Raw genomic sequence first — 17,536 nt, forward strand, 5'->3', positions numbered from 1 at the left:
CCGGTCGCCCCCGTAGGTCCGGTAGAACCGGTGGCACCGGTCGCCCCCGTAGGTCCGGTAGAACCGGTGGCACCGGTCGCCCCCGTAGGTCCGGTAGAACCGGTGGCACCGGTCGCCCCCGTAGGTCCGGTAGGACCCGTGGCACCCCGGCAGTTGCCTTGCCCACCACCGGGTGAGGTCTTGCGGTGTTCAACGGGGTTGTACGAGGGCTTGCACCGATCCGTACCGCCGTGATGAGCCTTGGTCCCAGGGTCCGTCGCGCTTCGCGCACCGGCCACTGCAGGACCGGCCAGACCTGTCGCCATAATCAACATGAGCGACGCCACTGAGCCGATCTTCCTGAATCCGCCTCGCGCAACCGGCCCCAACGTCGGGTACATCCCCTTTTTGTAGCTCACGCGTCGTGTCTCCTCACGTCAACCACGCCCGGCAAGATCCGGCCCTGGTTCAAGGAGCTTGATGGAGGCATATGGGAAAGGGGTGAATCCTCGCAGCATTTTCCTCAATATCACTCGATAGCAGTATCTCAGGTAAACGTCTGCCAGCTCGGACCGAAGACTCGTGGGCAACTGTCGCTACCTGCGGCGTGGGTACGGGCCACCGTCAGCTTGCTGATGAAGCGTGAGGGCTCGCTGAGCTCTTGTGCCGCTTACTGATCTTTTCGTAAGTGCGGTGGGTGCGGTGGGTGGATGGTCATGGCAGTGTTGGGTTGTGGTTGATGCGGTGGATGCCTTGTTCGGCGACGTCGGCGAGGTGGTCGCCGGCGAGGTTGGCGAGTTCCCGCTTCTTGAGTGATGGCCACAGCAGTTCCACCGGTTCAGCTCGGGTGCGTAGGCGGGTAATCGCTCGAGGGTGAGCAGTCCTGTTCGGCGACCCAGGCGCGCATCGCCCGGCTCCAGTGGGCGGACAGTCCGTCCCACACGAGGATCACCCTCTCTCCGCGGTAGAACACCTTGAGCTGTTCCAGGACCTCGATGAGGGCAGTGGTGTCGTAGCTGCCGGGTTTGAGGTGGCAGCAGAGACGGGGACCGCGATCGGGGTCGGTGGAGTGGTAGCCCAGTGCCGCCGCCATCGAGGCGCGCTTCCAGTTCAGCCGGTGCCGCAGGAGAGGTGTGCTGCCCCGAGGCGAGTAGGTGCGGCGGACCTGCGGAAGCAAGGAGACGCCTGATTCGTCGAGGAACACGATCCAGGCCCGTGTGTTCACCGCCCCTTTTTGACGCGCGGCCACTCGTGGGTGATCCAGCGGGCGATCTCGGACTCGTTCCGCTCGACCGCTCGTCGTTCGGGCCGCTGCAGGCTCCATCCGAGTCGGCCGGTCAACAGTCGCCAGACCGAGGCCCTCGACAGCGACACGCCCGTGACGCGTTCGACGACCAAGCCGACTCGTTCCAGGGTCCACAGGTCGGCCTCGAAACCATGCGCTTGGGCGCCTCGCTCCAACTCGGCCCTCACCGTTTCGACCTGGGCATCGTCCAGCTTGGGCGGGCGACCGGTGGCCGTGCGCCGGCGCAACGCCTGGGCGCCGCCCTCCTCCCACACCCGTCTCCACCGCCGCACGCTCTCCGAGCACACCCCCACCGCCCGCGCGATCTCCGCGTTCGCGCCACCCTCCTCGAACAACTCGACCGCCCGCACCCGACGCGCCTCCGCCAACTGCGGCCGCGTCAAAGGGGAAACAGAAGAACCAGCCACAGAGGACGAAGGTCGATAAGCCACCCCGACGGCCTCCCACCCGCGAGACCACCACACCCACCGAACTTACGAAAAGATCAGGTAGACGTCCTCTCATTTGGTGAGTCTTCGGTAGCAGATGAGGGTGCAGGCGATGCTGGTGAAGGCCAGGAAGTGGTCGGCTTTGCGTTCGTAGCGTCGGTGGAGTCGGCGGCAGCCGGCGAATCAGGCCGTGGTGCGTTCGATGGTCCAGTGATGCCGCCCCAGACGCTGCGACGACTCGATGCCCTTGCGGGCGATCCGGTGGGTGATCCCGCGCTGGCGTAACCATCGCCGCAGGTGGTCGTAGTCGTAGCCCTTGTCCGCGTGCAGTTTGGCGGGGCGCAGCCGGCGGGGTCCTCGTCGGGAGCGGATGGGTGGTATGCCGCGGACGAGGGGTTCGAGGGCCTGGCCGTCGTGGAGGTTGGCGCCGGAGATGCCGATGGACAGGGGCAGACCGGTCCGCTCGGTGATCAAGTGGATCTTTGATCCTTTCTAGCCCGAGGAGACGCGGCTGGCGATGCGCTGGGCGGTCGTCCCCGCACATAAGGGCGAGGAGCCTCCGGAGGAGCTAGCGGCCGCCTGCGCGTGGGCAGCTCCTCACGGCCGTCTCGTACGTGGGGTCGGTCCACCGGAACCGCGGGCGGCGACTCGTCGCCTTCTTCGCCTGCCAGCTGTACGCGGCGATGCGGCCGGCCGAGGCGGTGGGGTTGCGGAAGAGGGACTGCTATCTCCCGGACAAGGGATGGGGGACGCTCACCCTCAAGGAGACCCGGCCTGTGTCCGGCAAAAGGTGGACGGACTCGGGGCAGCGTCACGACAAGCGCGGGCTCAAGTCCCGGGAGCCCAAGGCAGACCGGCCGGGTCCCCATTCCTCCGCCGCTGGTCGCCATGCTCCGCTCGCACATAGCGGAGTTCGGCGCGGCGCAAGACGGGCGCCGCCGGACAAGGTGGAATCCCCGCTCGCGCACCGCCCGTACGACCTACGGCACACCTGCATCACCAATTGGCTGAACGCGGGCGTCCCCGTCGCCGAAGTGGCCCGCCGCGCCGGCAACTCGCCTGAGGTCATCCACCGCCGGTACGAGGGCTGCATCGACGGCCACGAGGAGCTGAACAACAAGAAGATCGAAAAGGCCATGGGGTGGGCTCCGGGCGCCCAGTGAGGGCCGCGAGAGCTCACACGCTACTCACACGGGATCAGTGAGAGACAACGACAAAGAGTCGGACTCAGTGGGACTGAGTCCGACTCTTTGACTCTGGCACGTCTGCTGGTCAGCGGCTTGATCACGCTGGTCCGGCTTCTGTGCCCCCGGCAGGATTCGAACCTGCGCACACGGCTCCGGAGGCCGGTTCGGCTACGGCAGTTTCAGCAGGTCAGGCACCTTTAGGTACTTGGTTCGACCTGTGCTGTCCACGAATAGGCCGCAGCTCACGGATGGAACGGAGGGAGTGGCCTGGTCGGCACCTACTGTTTGCCTATGTGACTGGGCTTGTGAATTCGGCATCGGGAGCCGAGCGGCCCATCCATGGTATGGCTCGTACTGCCCCGACCGTCAGATGTCGACAGCGGATGCGCTGATCAAGCCATTCGGAAACCGCGTCGGACGAGAGGACTTGGAGCACCTCCTTGCAGTCCTGCTCAGCAGCAGACCACGGCTTGATTGTGATCAAGTGATTGTCCACCGCTATGGGCTGGCTTCCGGTCACCAGAACACCAGCCGCTCGCGCACCACCACGGGCCCCTGGGCCAGGGCGCGAGGTCCGTCGAACGGCGACAAAAGGCGGGCTCAGCAAGCGCCCGGCGAATCTCCGAGTACGCGGAATTGGGTTTCCGTTATCAACGACAGCGAGGTCTCTGGCTGTGAGGAAGGGTGATTTAGGGCCGATATGTGGGTCCCTGTTATCTACTACCGCGCCCACGCGAACCTCAAATACATCTTCCAAGCGTTGATCGGCTGGAGGGTCCCGCCACCACAAGGGTCCAGCAGATTTCACGACCCCTTTTCGGCGGCGTTCGCCTTCAAGGAGAAAGACGTCAATGTCTGTGTATGCGTCAAACTGGCCGTGGAGATCTATGCTTTTTACATTCACGTATTCTTCAGTGCGCGCCCGCCACGTAGCGTAACGACTGCCGCTACGGAGTACGTCTGGCAGCACCGCATAGAGTCGGCGTCCCACAGCTAGGGCACGGGCACCTGCGAGAAGAAATACTGCGGCCTGGGAGACCGACCCCGCCGACCAGTCGTGGATTCCCTCGCTCGGTACCGACCCGTAGGGAGGATTCAACAGAAGGTGACCTTGATACCCGCGTGCAGCGCTTAGAGCTGCGAGCCCATCCGCGATTCTCACGCGTTTGAACGCTCTCACGCCCGCGTCGGATGCAACCTTACCGGGCCGGCCCTGTTGGTGATGTCGAGCTGCAGCCGCGAGGAAGAGCCGTAGCCGAGCCACTTCAACGAAGGGTGCTTGCAGATCACATCCGCGTAGGAGAGCTCCCCATTGCCCAAGGGTCCCTTCTAGTGTCTGGCATAGAGGGAGATGCTCCGTGGCAGCTAGCAGCAGGTCGCCAGCACCACATGACGGGTCCCAATACTCGGCCTGCTCCCCAGGACTTGGTTCGGCCAGTAGAGATGTGAACCGTTCCTTGACGTGACCGCCCGTGAAGAATGCTCCCTCCTCGCGGCGGACCGTAAGGGGTACGAGTGCGCGCAGCCGCTCTGCTGCCTGGCCGTTCAGGGCCAAGTGCACGTCCTGCTCGACGCGGTTCCAGGCACCACGCCCGACATCCGCGGCCAGCACTTGCAGCTGGTGGGTGAAGGCCACGTAGCCAGCGGTTCGCAAGGGGGACCCCTCTCGGTGGCGTCAACTACCCTTCCGCACACTGGCAGTGACGATCAGTTGGCAGCTATTCTGCAGCAGACTGGACGGCGGACGGAACCCGGGGGCCGTCCCAGCTCGGAGGGGGACTCTTGAGCACTCACCTGCGCTTTGCCACGGAGATCTTGTCTCGCCTCGGCGAGGAGCTCATTCCGCACCCAGACTTGGGTGTCATCGAGCTCGTCCGCAACGCCTACGACGCCGATGCTTCTCGGTGCACTGTCACCCTGCACAACGCAACGACACCCGGGGGGACACTGGTCGTTGAGGATGACGGAGACGGGATGACGGCGGACGACATCCGAGAAGGCTTCCTGCTGATCGGGCGATCGCCGAAGATCGCCCGGCCGCTAACCGAAGGCGGACGGCGCAAGGTTGGCGAGAAAGGCCTGGGACGCCTTGCTGCGCTTCGTCTGGGGCATCAGGTCGAGCTGGTCACTCGCCCGCGGAGCCAACCCGGCGTGGCGCACGTGCTGCATATCGACTGGGCTGCCTACGAGTCAGCCTCCTCCATCGACGCAGTCGAACTCACTGTGGAGACGAAGCCCTCCGAACAAGGGCCAGGAACCAGCATCACCGTCCATCGCCTACGCCAAGGCTTCGCAGAGTCGGAAATGGAACGACTGGGTCGGGCGATGCGGCTCCTTACGGGCTTCTTCGATGACGAAGATAGCGGCTTTGACGCAGTTTTGCATGCACCTCAGTTCAAGCGGATTTCTGAAGCGGTCAGTAAGGGATTCTTCGACGAACATGAGTACAAACTTGTAGCTCAGCTCGATGAGAATGGCCAGGCCTACGCCAGTCTGTATAACTGGAAGGGCGAAGTCATAGCTCAAGGCGACCACGGGGAGGTCGCTCTGACCAAGAGTCAGGGCCACTTCCAAGTTCCGATGATGTACCACGCGCCAGCCGCTTCGTTCGAGCTGTGGATGTTCACGCTTAATAAAGAATCCTTTGACCAGCGACATTCCCTGAGAAAGCATTCAGATTTGCGCCCGTGGCTTCGAATCGTGGGTGGTGTTCACCTCTTCCATCGTGGATTGCGCGTTCACCCCTATGGTGACCCGGGATTCGACTGGCTGGATCTTAATCTTCTGCGGGTTCGGAGTCCGGAACATCGCCCTTCCACCAACACCAGTGTGGGGCGTGTGAGCATAGACGATCCCGAAAACATGTTGGTACCTAAGACTGATCGTCAAGGATTTCAGGAAAATATGGCGTTCCTGGAACTGCGCGACTTTGCCGCCCGCGCAACTGACTGGGCTGCTCGGGCACGTCTGAGTTTGCGGGAAACGCACCGCACTGGCGGGGCCGCGACAGCGCGAAAGGAAAAGCAGGAGGCTGATCGCAAGGTTGACGACGTGCTGCAATCACTGCCCCCGATTCAGCGTCAAAAAGTGTCTGAATTGGTTAGTACCCAGGACCGTCTGATCAAGGAACTGGAACGGGACCGTCTGCTGTATCGATCCTTGGCGACGGTTGGCATCAGCACTGCGGTTTTCGCGCACGAGTCCATTGGGTCAGCGGGGGGTCTCGGACAGGATCTTGAGACCATTGAGCGTCGAGCTCGTTCTATTCTCGGCAGTGAAACGTACGGCGATCGCATAGAGAAGGTACTGACACGGGCTCGCAATACTGCGACTTCCATCCACTCATTTGCGAAACTTCCGCTGAGAATGCTGCGTAGGAGTAAGCGACGAGCCAAGGTTGTTGATATTAACGATACGTGCAGAGAGTTCGCGGAGATGTTCGGTGGCTATCTAGCGGACTGGCATATCCAGCTTGATTTGGACCTCTGTGGGGAGCCGGCACGGGTCCTCACACCAGCAGCGGACATCGAGTCTATCTACGCCAACCTGGTGATCAACGCTGCAAGATCTTTCAGCCGAGCCACAGATGCGACACGCGACAGGGTTGTTCTCATCCGCACCCGCGCGGATGAGGCCAGTGTTTCAATAAATGTCGCTGATTCTGGACCTGGCATCTCCGGTATCTCACTGAAGGATATTTGGCTCCCTGGGGAGGGCAGCACTGCGGACGGAACAGGGCTTGGGCTCACCATTGTCAAGGACATCGTTGCAGATTTGCATGGAAAGAAGACGGTTCTTGAGGACGGTGAACTTACCGTCGAGAAAAATGGCGAACTTGGTGGGGCATCATTCAAGATCATCCTTCCGCGTCAAGCAGACCCCCAGTAGCAGTGAGGGAGGTGAATAATGCTTGGCGATAAGAGCTCGCCCGTAGCTGTACTTGACGACAGAGAGGATGATCTAGCCCGCGCGTGCGACCAGGTCGAGGATCTCAATTTGTCGGTCATGTCCTTCCTGCTGCGAGGACCCAAGGGTATAGATCATCTGTTGGATGAGGTCCTGCAGGGGGGTTGTAGTGCGCTCATCTCTGACCACCGGCTTCATCCGCGTGGCGGCGTCGATTTCGACGGTGCAAAACTTGTAGCCCGGGCGAACGAGCGTGGTCTGCCTGCGATCCTCTACAGTGCTTATGTCGAGGATGATGAAGCAACGAGTATTCGAACCTGGCGATACGGAATCCCCAGCATTGTCAAGAAGGGGCCTGGCTCTACAGATGCGATCGCGGATGCATTGCGCGTAGCTCAAGAGGAAGTAGCCGGGAAACGTTCGCTGGAACGCAAGGGGTTCGTCACGCCTATCAGGGTGGTTGATGTCCATGACCACGTTGGCCGGCCGACGTTGGATGTCACGGTCACTGCCTGGAAACCTGACGTTGCTGTGACGATACCAATCGCACTCCTCCCTCCCGGCTATCGCGTTCAATCATCTGCACTCGTTGGGAAGATCTTTCTTGGCGAGGTAAATTATTATGCCGACCATGAGTCTGATCTATTCTTCCACCAGCTACGGCCAGCTCCGGTTCCACCTCCGGAGTGGGGAGCGTTGTGACGTCGATTCAACAAGATCTTCAGCTCCCGCCTCTAGCTTCAGGCGATGTCGAAGCCTTAATTCTCGATGTGGGTCATGGCAACTCTGCCATTCTGCGCGAGGGTGACCGCTGTGTAGTTGTTGATGCCAAGACAGACAAGATGCTGTATCAGGCGCTTGTTGACTCTGGTGTTCGGAGAATTGAGCACCTGGTTTTGTCTCATGCTGACACGGATCACATAGCGGGTGCACTTCGCATCCTTCCGAATCGGGAGTTTGAAGTCGGCACGGTATGGGCAAACGCTGATAGCACCAAGGACTCAAGAAAGTGGAGCGAACTGCTCGCTCTGCTTACAGACCTGTCCGACTCTGGCGTTTGTAGGGTTCGGATTGGAATTAGCAGCGCAGATCGTGATGATCTTTCACTTGAACGTGTAGGAATTCAAATCTTGCATCCAACGCTTCGAGACATTGGGCATGGTCCAGGCGTTGCAGGCAAGGTCAGGCCGGAAATTACGACTAATGGCATGTCTGTCGTCCTGCAGGTGAACCTAGACGGTAGTCCAGCTCTCTTTTTGCCGGGAGACGTGGACGCTGTGGGTTTTCGGCAAATTGTTGCACGCGCAGAGCTACGGGCCGCCCCAGTTTTGGTCTATCCGCATCATGGCGGGCACAGTGGGTCTCCTTTGGAGTCCGAGTTTGCTGATGAGCTGTGCACCACTCTGAAGCCTGAAGTGGTCGTTTTCTCGATGGGGCGCGGGAACTATGAAAATCCCCTGCGTGAGGTTGTGGAGCAGATCAGGGACTCATTTCCATCTATACGACTTGCTTGCACACAACTATCTCGGCAGTGTCACCCCAGCGTGCCGGCGCAGACCGGTCGGGTGCATCTGACTATGCATCCCGCTTCCGGGCGGGCATCAGGTACGTGCTGCGCTGGGTCGGTCCGCGTGCGGGCAGTGGGCGGAGAGATCAAGGTCGATCCAGAGGCTGAGGCGCATCGAGATTGGATCGCGCAATTGAATGCGCCAATGTGTATTACGAAGCGAGATATTCCCAAACCACGAAAGTCGCAGATTTAGGCTTCGCGGCTGCGCCGGTTCGTTCGTCGTCTGAGGGCGGCGGAGCGGGTTTGGCCGGTGTCCTGCCCGGTTTGGGGTCGTGCATGATCAGGGGGCCGTACGCTTGCCGGCTACTCGGGCAGGCTTGTCCCCTGCCCGCAATGTGTCCGAGTGGCCCCCTGGTCTTGCTCGACGCGGGACCCGGATCGGGGAGTGTGGGTAAAGCCGTGGAGCCGTCCGTCCCCACCCCCGGCCTGGTTCTTTCGTCCCCTTGTGGGCGCGGGCGGGCGACGACGTGCGGCCCCGGTGGCGTAGACATTGAGGGGCAAGCGCGGCGGCGTCCGGCCGGCGCCGCCGCGCTGTGCGCGGCACCTCTGATCCCTGATCAGACTGCAACCGCAGTTCAGGAGGCCGGGAAAGCAGACGCCCGAGCGTCAAATGTGGTGTTCTCCCGAGCATCCACCTCTTCCTTTGGGCCTGGTGCGCTGGTGTCTTTGTCGTCTGCGGGGGCCACTCGGGCGCATGGCGGGCCTGGGACGAGGCTGGTCCGTGTGGCTGAGCTGCGGGTGCGGGTGGCGGCTGGGTTCGCAATGATCCGCTCACTGCCGAACGCCGGTCGGGCAGCGAGCGCAGCGAGCCTTGATGAAGTAGAGAAACTCTTACCGCGGGTGCGGTCTTGTGGCTCTGTCTAGCTCCTGCTGCCATGGCGGAACCGTGGTCTAAGTTCCGAGGGGGGCTCGTGGCTGAGCTGAAGGTCGTCAGTTGGAAGCGATTCGGGCATGATCGCTTGTACGTGAACTTGCCCGATGGCACTGCCGTTGGCTGGGCGGACTGCAAGACAGGTGCCGTCACGATCTTGGTCGCTGGCTATCGTGCAGAAGTCTTAGCAATGCTGGAGGGGCGCTTACCGGACGTTGATCATGCTCGGTCACCCGAGCCGGTGCAGAGTTCTGAGCCTGTCCGTCTCCCTCCGTTGACACCAGCGGACGATCTCGCTGCGACCTTGCCTGGGGCGAGCCTGGAACCGCGGCTTGCTGAGTCAGAGCCCGGCCTGCTGCAGCGGGCTGTCGCGTGGTTGCTACGGCGACCGGTCGACGGCGACTCGTGGCGCAAGGGCATCGCCGGTGAGCGGCGCGTGGGCTCCGAGCTCAGTCGACTCGAGCGGCAGGGTTGGCGCGTTCTGCACTCCATACCGTTGCCGCATGATGTCGATGTTGATCACCTGCTGATCGGGACTGGTGGGGTGTTCAGCATCAACACCAAGCACTACCCCGAGAAGTCGGTATGGGTCGGGGACGATGTGGTCAAGGTCAACCGTGGCCGACCTGTACCTCACGTACGCAAGAGCCGGTCAGAGGCCGCACGTGTGCAGCGTGTGCTCGAGCGGTACTGCGACTTTCCCGTGCCGGTAGAGCCGGTTCTCGTCTTCGTCGGTGTAACCGACCTAAAGGTCGTGGCCACCCAACTCAAGGTACGCGTCTACCGTGAGCGCGAGGTATCCGCCTTGGCACCGCTCTCCGGGGTGTTCACTGCTGATCAGGTGGAGGAGATCTACAGGATTGCCCGTCACCGGCAAGCCTGGGTGGCGGCCTGAACGGCGACCGCCACACAAGCGGGCAGCGGAAAGAGCCGTCTCTGTCCCGGTCACGCGGCCGCGTTGGCTGGCTTATGCCCGTGTTCGAGGTAGACAGGCACGGCCTTGTCGCGGGCTTCTGCCGCGGCCAAGATGCGGCGGGCCAGTCGGGGAATGGTGCGATCTGGGATTTCGTCCGGGGCAAGAAAGGCGTAGCTTCGAAGCTCATCGGGCTGCAGAGTGATGCCGGCCAGCTGCTCTGGGGTGAGCTGGCCGCCGTCGAAGAGGTACAGGACCTTGTCGCCCTCCGCCTCGCTCGGCGCCCAGTCGACGGCAAGCAGGCGCCCGAGTGGCGGGGTGATCCCTAGCTCTTCCTGAACCTCGCGGATGGCAGCGCGCAGTGGCGACTCACCAGTTTCGACGTACCCGCCGGGGATCTCCCAGTAGTCCTTGTAGGTCGGCTCCACCATGAGGACCCGTCCGGTGTCATCGAAAAAGAGCGCACCCGCAGCCATGCGCGGATGCGCCATCTTTGCTTCATGTGCATTCGCTGCCATGCAGCCGAGGGTACCCAGCTCAGACCACATGCAGCCGGTCGGCCAGGCCTGCCAGAGTGGGACTCGGTCGCCCGCGCTGGTTCCGGACCCAGGTAAGCACGAGCTCGCGCGCGAGGTAGTGGCTCCGTACCTGCTCGGGCGCCCAGCTCTCCGCTTCAAGGATCTTGGCTAGGGCATCGTCGATCCGATTGTGCGCGCTGAGAGCCCGAGCAACTTCGAGGTTGTGGCGTGTGCGCCGTTCTGTCGGCAACGCAGCTGTGTCGATCTGCGGCCCGAGGTCTACGGCTACCTGCATGTCGCCCAGCTCGGCCGCAGTGGCGACGCGGTGAATCGCGACGTTCGTCGGTCCGAAGGCGGTCCAGACATGGTTGGCATCGTGCCCGAGCCGTCGCGCCGCCTGATCGGCTTCTCCGAGGAACATCCGAGTCGTGGCGCGGTCCTCCGCGCGAGCCGCCGCCATGGATCCTGCCAGGAACAGAGTCCCGTAGATCGACAGGAACTCGGGGGTGGGCTCGGCGAGTCCCGGTCGGAGGTACTCCCCAGCGTCGCCTACAAGCTGCACGGCAGCGTCGAATCTTCCGTTCGACAGGAGGCAGTGCGCCACGGACCGGAACAGTGAGCCGGTCACGACGTTGTCGTCGGACTGCTGAGCTGCCGTCAGGCCTCGGTCGGCCGCGATCCATGCAAGGTCAGTTTCGCCTAGCTTCGTCAGCACCATGGCAGCACCTTGGTAGGTCATCGCCATCAGTCCGTGTGCCTTCTCGCGCTCGTGGCCGGCGTAGGCCTGGGTCGAGATGAAGGCGTCCGCGAGCAGGAGGGGCAGACGCCTGGTGGCGAACCCGTACCGGGAGTCTTGGTAGGCGTCCCAGACTTCGCCGACGTTACTGCGCAGCTCGTTGAGAGACGTCGGTTCGCCTTCGGTAGTGACTTGTAACAGGGGAGTGAGCTGGCGGTAGTTCATCAGGGCTGTACGAAGTGCTGGCACGGTTTGAGTACCGCTGTCGGCACTCCAGTCCATGAGCGTCGGCTCGGCGAGCAGGTCGCCAAGGGTGACGTCCAGGGCGTCGGCGAGCGACTTGATGACTGAGAGCCTGTCCAGCTCCAACCGGTTGTTCTCGGCCTTGCTCAGCCAGTCGACGGTGCGGCCGACGAGTCCGGCCAGCACTTCCTGGGACATCCCGCGCCTCCGGCGGTACCACGCGACTCGTTCGCCGATCGTCAGGTTCGTCGTCATTCCTCGCATGGGGAGAGCGTCCACCCGTCTCTCTATGCGACCCCGGAGAGATTTTCCGGGGTGCTGCGCCGGTCTGGTCCTAGCGTTGCTGACAACCCGAGGGGCTGTCAGATCGAACTACAACGAAGGGGCCACGATGGCGCTGACCCCGGCCGAAGTGGTGGAACTGATCCGAGACGTCAGGGCACTTGGAGAGGCGGTGGCCGATCTTGCGAGGCGCGCTGACGAAATGGTCAACCGTCTTGCGGATGCTTCCGAACCAACTGCTCAAGCTGGTCCATCCGATCCGCGAGGCGGCGTACGTCCCGGCGGACTTCCGCCAGGTACGCGGTGATCTGCTCGAACTCCGAGCTGTGCTTGGGCGGACGGTCCTCGCTGGGGAGGGTTGCAAAGCTGCCCTTGCCCTGGTGGGAGTACGCGTAGCCGTCCTCCCGGAGGCGAGAGATCGCCTGCCTGGCGACAGTGCGGGAAACGCCGTGCTCGGCCATCAGCTCTGTCTCGGACGGCAGCTTGTCGTCCGGGGATAGCTCCCCGTCTCGGATCCGCCGCTTGAAGTCGTCGGCGATCTCCAAGTACCTCGCACGCCCGGTGAAGTCGGCCATAGCCCCTCTCAGTGGTTGTCGCACTAAGTGGAGCACACAGAACAGACAAGAGTCGAGAATCACTTGACATACTAAGTGTGTTAGGTACAGCCTCGATGTCAGTCAGCGTACTAAGTACGTCAAGTTGATCGAAGGAGCGCACCCTATGCGTCAGATCCCCGTCGACACCTCCGCCGCCACCGTGATGGTGGCCCAGCCCCCTCAGCCCAAGGTGAAGGACCGCCGTACAGGCGAGCGGGCGATGGATGCCGAGACCGGTGCCGCGCTGTCGACCGTGGACGTGATGTTCGCGGCGAACGGTGAGGTGGAGATTCTTTCGGTGACCGTGCCTGAGACCGGTATCTCCGGTGATCTGGCCATGGGCACCCCGGTCGCTCTCACGGGCTTGATCGCCCGGCCGTGGGAGAACGAGTTCAACGGCCAGCGCCGTCACGGCATCGCGTTCCGCGCGGTCGCCGTCACGTCGCTCGCGGCCGGTGTCACGAAGCCCAAGGCGGCCTGATCATGTCGTGGCTGACCGGCCTCCTGGCGCTGGTCGTCGTCACCGCGGGTCTTCTGCGGTGGCGGCGCCCCGCCTGGTGCTGGCTGACTTTCGGGGTCGTCCTGGCCACGCTGCGGGTTCTGGTCCGCTACAGCTCGGTCATGGAGGCGTGCGGGCTGACCGTCCCTCCGCCGCGCTGGCGGCTGGCCATCGCCCGGATGGCCAACCGGCCCGCTCCCGAATCGCGTCCGCCGCGCATTCTGCGGCTCCGCCTGACCCGGACTGGTCTCGTCTTACGGCTGGGGCTCCGGCCTGGTCAGGACGCGTTCGACGTGGCGGCCGCGTGTGATCGGCTGCGGCATTCGTTCGCGATGTATGGCGTCACGTCCCGGGAACTGCGCTCGGGTGTCGTCGAGTTGCGGATGACCGGCTACGACGTCCTCGCCCGGGTGCAGATGCCCGCCAAGGTCGACACCGCCCCGATGCGCGTCCCCGTCGCCCTGCGCGAGGACGGATCCGTCCACTACCGCGACTACCGCAGCACCCCGCACGCCCTGACCCTGGGCGCCACGAAGTCCGGAAAGTCCGTCTACCAGCGCAACCTTGTCGCCGAACTCGCCGCACAGGACGTTGCCTTGATCGGCATCGACTGCAAGCAAGGTGTGGAGCTGTTCCCGCTGGCTCGCCGGTTCTCCGCGCTGGCCGACAACCCCGACACCGCCGCCGACCTCCTCGACGCTCTCGTCACGCATATGGAGGGCGTCTACCACCTGATCCGAGCCGAACAGCGCATCACCGGCGACATCCCCGACGCGGAGATAGCCGCCGACATCTGGGACCTGCCCGAGCACCTCCGTCCGACCCCGATCGTCCTCCTCGTCGACGAAGTCGCCGAACTCGCCCTGTTCGCCACGAAGGACGAGGAGAAGCGCCGGGACCGGATCATCACCGCGCTCGCCCGGCTCGCCCAGCTCGGCCGCGCTGCCGGCATCTATCTGGAGATCTGCGGGCAGCGCTTCGGCTCCGAACTCGGCAAGGGCATCACGATGCTCCGCGCCCAGCTCACCGGCCGCACAGCGCACCGCGTCAACGACGAAACCTCCGCGAACATGGCCTTCGGCGATATCGCGCCCGACGCCGTACTGGCCGCCATCTCCATCCCGACCGAGACCCCCGGCCTCGCCGTCACCGGCGACTCCTCCGGTGGCTGGGCCCGCATCCGCACCCCGCACACCTCGATGCGTCAGGCCGTGAACGCCTGCAACCGGCACGCCCAACGGACCCCCGAGCTGCCCGGTCTCGCCGCCTTCCGGCCTGAGCTGCCGCCCACGGTCTCCCTCGTCAAGATCCCGGCCCAGTCCGAGGCACCCTGCTCCGTCTGACCCACCCGCATCCCGGTCGGCGCGACCGCCTCGCGCCAAGTCCCTACCCCCGCCATGCCCAAAACGCCCCGCAAAGGAGGTGAAGACATGACCCGCTCACTCCGCGTCGACGCCGTCCTGGTGCAAGCCGTGATCGCCGGGGCCCTGTCCTTCGCCCACCTGCACGACCTCGCCGCCGCTGCCGGGCAGACCGGATGGAAGGCATGGGCCTACCCGGTCAGTGTCGACCTGCTCCTGGTCGCCGCCTGGCGTCGGCTCCGCAACGACGGACCCTCCCGGCTGGCCTGGTGCTGGTTCCTGATCGCACTGGTCGCCTCGCTCGGCGCGAACGTCGCCACCGCCGGTTTCCTCGACCTCCAGCACCCGCCCGCCTGGCTGCGCTTCGGCATCGCCGGATGGCCCGCGCTCGCCTTCCTCGGCGGCACGCTCCTCGCCCACTCACCCGCCGTCGACCACGCCCCCGAACCGGAACCGGCCGAGGTTGTGCCAGCAGAACCGGAGCCTGCCCCCGAGCCGCTTCCCGTCGCCGAGCCGGAGCCTGCTCCGGCCCTGCCCGCAGCGCCCGAGCACGCTCCCGCCCCGGCTTCGCCGGTCCCGGCCGCGCTGGTCGACCACGCCCGCAAGGTCGCCGACGACCACCACGCCCGTACCGGTTCTCCGATCGACACCGACACCCTGCGCGCCCGCCTTGGCGTCCCGGCCCCGATGGCCGACGCGATCGCCGCCCAACTCACCTGACCAGAAGGGAGACCCGACCATGCCAGCCCGCGACTTCTTCCACTCCGTGATGCGGATCGGCCCCGTACAGATCGGCACCCACCGCGACCGCCATGGCCGCACCAAGCACGCCGCCGTATGCACCGCCGACCGCTGCGGCTGGTCCGCCGACTACACCAGCCAGTCCGCCGCACAGCTCGCCGCCCGTACCCACCGCTGCCGCCTCGCCGACTGAACGGGAGGTCTCGTCATGGATGTTCCGCTCTGGCTTGCCCTGATCGTCGTCGGCGCCCTCGGCATCAAGCTCATACGCCCGCCCTGGTGGCTCGTCGCCGTGCTCCTCCTCGGCGGCTACCTCCTCGCCGACAGTCTGCTCGCCCCCGTCATCGACACCGCCATCACCAAGTAGTCCATCCCAGAAAGGAGAAGACCATGTTCCGCCCGAAGATCCCGACCATGCCACTGCCGACCGGCATCGTGACCCCGCTCGTCCAGCACACCCCGGGCGACATCCAGCCGCACCACACCGCCCCGCCGGCCTGCGACTGCCACCACACCCCGGCTCGCGCCCCGGCCACGCCGCGGGTCCAGGTTCCGGCCGTGCGGCTGACCCCGACCGGTCTCGTTGCTGCCGTCGCCGGTGGCGCCGGGATCGTCCTGGTCGTCGGCGCCGTCCTGGTCTCCATGCTCCTCGCGGTCGCCATCACCGCCGCCTCGCTCGCGGTCTGTGCCGTCGTCCTCCGCTCGCTCCTCAACGACCAGCGCAAGCAGTGCTGACCGGCCCCGGGGCGGTCGTCAACCGCCAAGTCACCGCCGCCCCGGAGCCGTGCCCCTGCCCGAACCAACCGATCCGGAAGGAACGTCCATCATGGCTCAGCCCACCACGCACGCCGTGCGGGTCTGCTCGAACTGCGACGGCTTCCCCACCGTGAGGGTCACCCTCGGCGGCCGCGACCGACACGGAAACCTGCGCACCATCACGGTCTGCTGCCCGGCCTGCCACGGCACCGGCACACGCCCGGTCCGCCGCCCTGCCTCGTCCCGCATCGAGGTGGCCGCGTGACCGACACCGCCACCTTGGCGGGCCTGGACCCGGCCACCCTTGGGGACATCCTCAAGGCGGCCGGGTCCACCGGCTTCGACCGCTGGCAGGACCAGATCCGCCGCACCGGCGGCTGCGCCGACCCCATCCACCTGACCGGCTGGACTCTCGCCAAGGACAAGACCACCGGGGAGACGCTGCGCCGCTACTCGACCGACTCCGAGCCGGATGGACGGCTCCGGGTCGCCTGCGGCAACCGCCGCGCCTCCCGCTGCCCGGCCTGCGCCTACACCTACGCCGGAGACACGTACCACCTGATCCGCGCCGGGCTCGCCGGTGACGAGTCCAAGAACATCCCCGCCACCGTCCGGGATCACCCCCGGGTCTTCGCCACCCTCACCGCCCCGTCGTTCGGCGCGGTCCACAACCGCCCCGACCGCGGCATCTGCCGCTGCGGTACCCGGCACGCCGAAGATGATTCCACCCTCGGCACCGCCCTCGACCCGGACACCTACGACTACGCCGGGACCGTGCTGTTCAACAACCACGCCGGACAGCTGTGGCAGCGCTTCACCACCCGGCTCCGCCGCGAAGTTGCCGCCCGCGCCGGACTCACCCAACGCGTACTGGCTCAGCAGCTGCGCCTCTCCTACGGCAAGGTCGCCGAGTTCCAGAAGCGCGGCGCGATCCACTTCCACGCCGTTATCCGCCTCGACGGCCCGGACGGACCGGACACGGCACCGCCCTCCTGGGCCACCGTGCAGCTGCTCACCGACTCCATCCGCGCCGCCGTCGCCCACTCCTACACCTCGATCACCGTCCCGGCCGCCGGGGACCAGCCCCGCCGGCCTTTCCGCTGGGGCCGACAGCTCGACATCCGCCCGGTCAAAGCCTTCGGCGACGGCTCCGACATCACCGAACAGGCCGTCGCCTCCTACGTCGCCAAGTACGCCACCAAAGCCGCCGAATCGACCGGCAGCCTCGACCGCCGCATCGGGAACCGTGAAGTCCTCCACCTCCTGGACGTGCCCGACCACCCCCGCCGCCTCATCGAAGCCTGCCTCGACCTCGACCCGCTCTACCCGGACCGGAAGCTGGGCGCCTGGGCGCACATGCTCGGCTTCCGCGGCCACTTCTCCACCAAGTCCCGCCGCTACTCCACCACCCTCGGCGCCCTCCGCCAGATCCGCGCCGACTACCGCGCTGCCCAGGAGGAAGAGGTCCTCGGGGCCCCGGACACCGTGCTCGTCCTCGCCTCCTGGCAGTACGCCGGACACGGCCACACCCCCGGCGAATCCGCCCTCGCCGCCGGCATCGCCCGCGACATCCAAATCAATCGCGAGACCGCCCGCGAAGCCCTGCGCGACCAACTCGCCCTGGAAGGAGCTGCGACGTGAAGG

General features: G+C 64.9%; 18 protein-coding genes, 1 tRNA gene and 2 pseudogenes. 13 read left to right on the forward strand and 8 right to left on the reverse strand.

The genetic code is table 11. The annotated features are described in order from the left end of the window. Positions 1-817: 817 nt before the first annotated feature. The 3 genes and pseudogenes from AC068D_RS24060 to AC068D_RS24070 all read right to left on the reverse strand — a co-directional run. Entirely contained in the window at positions 818-1,204 is a 387-nt protein-coding gene (locus AC068D_RS24060; RefSeq protein ID WP_478825105.1) for a transposase, read from the reverse strand. Further along, complete coding sequence (locus AC068D_RS24065; RefSeq protein ID WP_478825106.1) at positions 1,201-1,653, reverse strand: winged helix-turn-helix domain-containing protein; 453 nt, start codon at positions 1,651-1,653, stop codon at positions 1,201-1,203. Before AC068D_RS24065 ends, AC068D_RS24060 begins: the two co-directional genes overlap by 4 nt. 132 nt (positions 1,654-1,785) lie before the next feature. Continuing rightward, positions 1,786-2,205: pseudogene (locus AC068D_RS24070) on the reverse strand (IS5 family transposase); the annotation flags it as partial. Between the two features lie 98 nt (positions 2,206-2,303). Between AC068D_RS24070 and AC068D_RS24075 the strand changes: the two are divergent. Beyond that, a pseudogene (locus AC068D_RS24075) lies at positions 2,304-2,876 on the forward strand (site-specific integrase); the annotation flags it as partial. 141 nt (positions 2,877-3,017) lie between these two features. Here AC068D_RS24075 and AC068D_RS24080 read toward each other — a convergent pair. Together AC068D_RS24080 and AC068D_RS24085 are read right to left on the reverse strand one after the other, a co-directional pair. Continuing rightward, positions 3,018-3,075: transfer RNA gene (locus tag AC068D_RS24080), tRNA-Ser, on the reverse strand. Between the two features lie 1,001 nt (positions 3,076-4,076). Beyond that, positions 4,077-4,220, reverse strand: coding sequence for a hypothetical protein (locus AC068D_RS24085; RefSeq protein WP_478825107.1), 144 nt, complete (start codon positions 4,218-4,220; stop codon positions 4,077-4,079). 462 nt (positions 4,221-4,682) lie between these two features. Here AC068D_RS24085 and AC068D_RS24090 point away from each other — a divergent pair, with 462 nt between their 5' ends. The 4 genes from AC068D_RS24090 to AC068D_RS24105 all read left to right on the forward strand — a co-directional run bounded on the left by AC068D_RS24090 (position 4,683) and on the right by AC068D_RS24105 (position 10,142). Next, positions 4,683-6,788 (forward strand): sensor histidine kinase, encoded by a 2,106-nt coding sequence (locus AC068D_RS24090; RefSeq protein WP_478825108.1) that lies wholly within the window; start codon positions 4,683-4,685, stop codon positions 6,786-6,788. A gap of 18 nt (positions 6,789-6,806) precedes the next feature. Continuing rightward, a complete protein-coding gene (locus AC068D_RS24095) occupies positions 6,807-7,508 on the forward strand; it encodes a hypothetical protein (protein WP_478825109.1) in 702 nt (233 codons plus the stop codon). Then, complete coding sequence (locus tag AC068D_RS24100) at positions 7,505-8,569, forward strand: ComEC/Rec2 family competence protein (RefSeq protein ID WP_478825110.1); 1,065 nt, start codon at positions 7,505-7,507, stop codon at positions 8,567-8,569. Before AC068D_RS24095 ends, AC068D_RS24100 begins: the two co-directional genes overlap by 4 nt. Before the next feature lie 682 nt (positions 8,570-9,251). Continuing rightward, positions 9,252-10,142 (forward strand): nuclease-related domain-containing protein, encoded by an 891-nt coding sequence (locus AC068D_RS24105; RefSeq protein WP_478825111.1) that lies wholly within the window; start codon positions 9,252-9,254, stop codon positions 10,140-10,142. A 50-nt stretch (positions 10,143-10,192) separates the two neighbouring features. On the opposite strand, the gene AC068D_RS24110 is transcribed toward AC068D_RS24105, so the two are convergent. The 3 genes from AC068D_RS24110 to AC068D_RS24120 all read right to left on the reverse strand — a co-directional run bounded on the left by AC068D_RS24110 (position 10,193) and on the right by AC068D_RS24120 (position 12,514). Next, on the reverse strand, positions 10,193-10,678 hold the full coding sequence (locus AC068D_RS24110; protein WP_478825112.1) for an NUDIX domain-containing protein: 486 nt from the start codon (positions 10,676-10,678) through the stop codon (positions 10,193-10,195). A 19-nt stretch (positions 10,679-10,697) separates the two neighbouring features. Further along, entirely contained in the window at positions 10,698-11,912 is a 1,215-nt protein-coding gene (locus AC068D_RS24115; RefSeq protein ID WP_478825113.1) for a helix-turn-helix domain-containing protein, read from the reverse strand. A 233-nt stretch (positions 11,913-12,145) separates the two neighbouring features. Further along, a complete protein-coding gene (locus AC068D_RS24120) occupies positions 12,146-12,514 on the reverse strand; it encodes a winged helix-turn-helix domain-containing protein (RefSeq protein WP_478825114.1) in 369 nt (122 codons plus the stop codon). A gap of 145 nt (positions 12,515-12,659) precedes the next feature. Here AC068D_RS24120 and AC068D_RS24125 point away from each other — a divergent pair, with 145 nt between their 5' ends. The 8 genes from AC068D_RS24125 to repSA all read left to right on the forward strand — a co-directional run bounded on the left by AC068D_RS24125 (position 12,660) and on the right by repSA (position 17,533). Further along, positions 12,660-13,016 (forward strand): SCO3933 family regulatory protein, encoded by a 357-nt coding sequence (locus AC068D_RS24125; RefSeq protein ID WP_478825115.1) that lies wholly within the window; start codon positions 12,660-12,662, stop codon positions 13,014-13,016. A 2-nt stretch (positions 13,017-13,018) separates the two neighbouring features. Further along, on the forward strand, positions 13,019-14,377 hold the full coding sequence (locus AC068D_RS24130) for an FtsK/SpoIIIE domain-containing protein (RefSeq protein ID WP_478825116.1): 1,359 nt from the start codon (positions 13,019-13,021) through the stop codon (positions 14,375-14,377). 87 nt (positions 14,378-14,464) lie between these two features. Beyond that, a complete protein-coding gene (locus tag AC068D_RS24135; protein ID WP_478825117.1) occupies positions 14,465-15,115 on the forward strand; it encodes a DUF2637 domain-containing protein in 651 nt (216 codons plus the stop codon). Positions 15,116-15,134: 19 nt separating this feature from the next. Next, the gene (locus tag AC068D_RS24140) at positions 15,135-15,329 is read left to right on the forward strand and encodes a mobile element transfer protein (RefSeq protein ID WP_478825118.1); all 195 of its coding nucleotides are present in this window, start codon (positions 15,135-15,137) and stop codon (positions 15,327-15,329) included. A 15-nt stretch (positions 15,330-15,344) separates the two neighbouring features. Then, positions 15,345-15,503, forward strand: coding sequence for a hypothetical protein (locus AC068D_RS24145; protein ID WP_469768961.1), 159 nt, complete (start codon positions 15,345-15,347; stop codon positions 15,501-15,503). Positions 15,504-15,526: 23 nt separating this feature from the next. Continuing rightward, positions 15,527-15,871 carry a SpdD-like protein gene (locus tag AC068D_RS24150; RefSeq protein ID WP_478825119.1) on the forward strand — a complete coding sequence of 115 codons (345 nt, stop codon included), beginning with the start codon at positions 15,527-15,529 and terminating at the stop codon, positions 15,869-15,871. A gap of 91 nt (positions 15,872-15,962) precedes the next feature. Then, positions 15,963-16,157 carry a hypothetical protein gene (locus tag AC068D_RS24155; RefSeq protein ID WP_478825120.1) on the forward strand — a complete coding sequence of 65 codons (195 nt, stop codon included), beginning with the start codon at positions 15,963-15,965 and terminating at the stop codon, positions 16,155-16,157. Then, entirely contained in the window at positions 16,154-17,533 is a 1,380-nt protein-coding gene (repSA, locus tag AC068D_RS24160) for a replication initiator protein RepSA (RefSeq protein WP_478825121.1), read from the forward strand. The genes AC068D_RS24155 and repSA overlap by 4 nt, the downstream gene beginning before the upstream one ends. Positions 17,534-17,536: the final 3 nt, after the last annotated feature.

This window comes from Streptomyces sp. NPDC043861 (genome assembly GCF_056435905.1).

Excerpts from the sequence above, each read along its gene's own strand:
- AC068D_RS24095 (WP_478825109.1), top strand. The coding sequence starts at position 6,807 with ATGCTTGGCGATAAGAGCTCGCCCGTAGCTGTACTTGACGACAGAGAG.
- AC068D_RS24105 (WP_478825111.1), top strand. The coding sequence starts at position 9,252 with ATGGCGGAACCGTGGTCTAAGTTCCGAGGGGGGCTCGTGGCTGAGCTG.
- AC068D_RS24110 (WP_478825112.1), bottom strand. The coding sequence starts at position 10,678 with ATGGCAGCGAATGCACATGAAGCAAAGATGGCGCATCCGCGCATGGCT.
- AC068D_RS24115 (WP_478825113.1), bottom strand. The coding sequence starts at position 11,912 with ATGACGACGAACCTGACGATCGGCGAACGAGTCGCGTGGTACCGCCGG.
- AC068D_RS24120 (WP_478825114.1), bottom strand. The coding sequence starts at position 12,514 with ATGGCCGACTTCACCGGGCGTGCGAGGTACTTGGAGATCGCCGACGAC.
- AC068D_RS24125 (WP_478825115.1), top strand. The coding sequence starts at position 12,660 with ATGCGTCAGATCCCCGTCGACACCTCCGCCGCCACCGTGATGGTGGCC.
- AC068D_RS24130 (WP_478825116.1), top strand. The coding sequence starts at position 13,019 with ATGTCGTGGCTGACCGGCCTCCTGGCGCTGGTCGTCGTCACCGCGGGT.
- AC068D_RS24135 (WP_478825117.1), top strand. The coding sequence starts at position 14,465 with ATGACCCGCTCACTCCGCGTCGACGCCGTCCTGGTGCAAGCCGTGATC.
- AC068D_RS24140 (WP_478825118.1), top strand. The coding sequence starts at position 15,135 with ATGCCAGCCCGCGACTTCTTCCACTCCGTGATGCGGATCGGCCCCGTA.
- AC068D_RS24145 (WP_469768961.1), top strand. The coding sequence starts at position 15,345 with ATGGATGTTCCGCTCTGGCTTGCCCTGATCGTCGTCGGCGCCCTCGGC.
- AC068D_RS24150 (WP_478825119.1), top strand. The coding sequence starts at position 15,527 with ATGTTCCGCCCGAAGATCCCGACCATGCCACTGCCGACCGGCATCGTG.
- AC068D_RS24155 (WP_478825120.1), top strand. The coding sequence starts at position 15,963 with ATGGCTCAGCCCACCACGCACGCCGTGCGGGTCTGCTCGAACTGCGAC.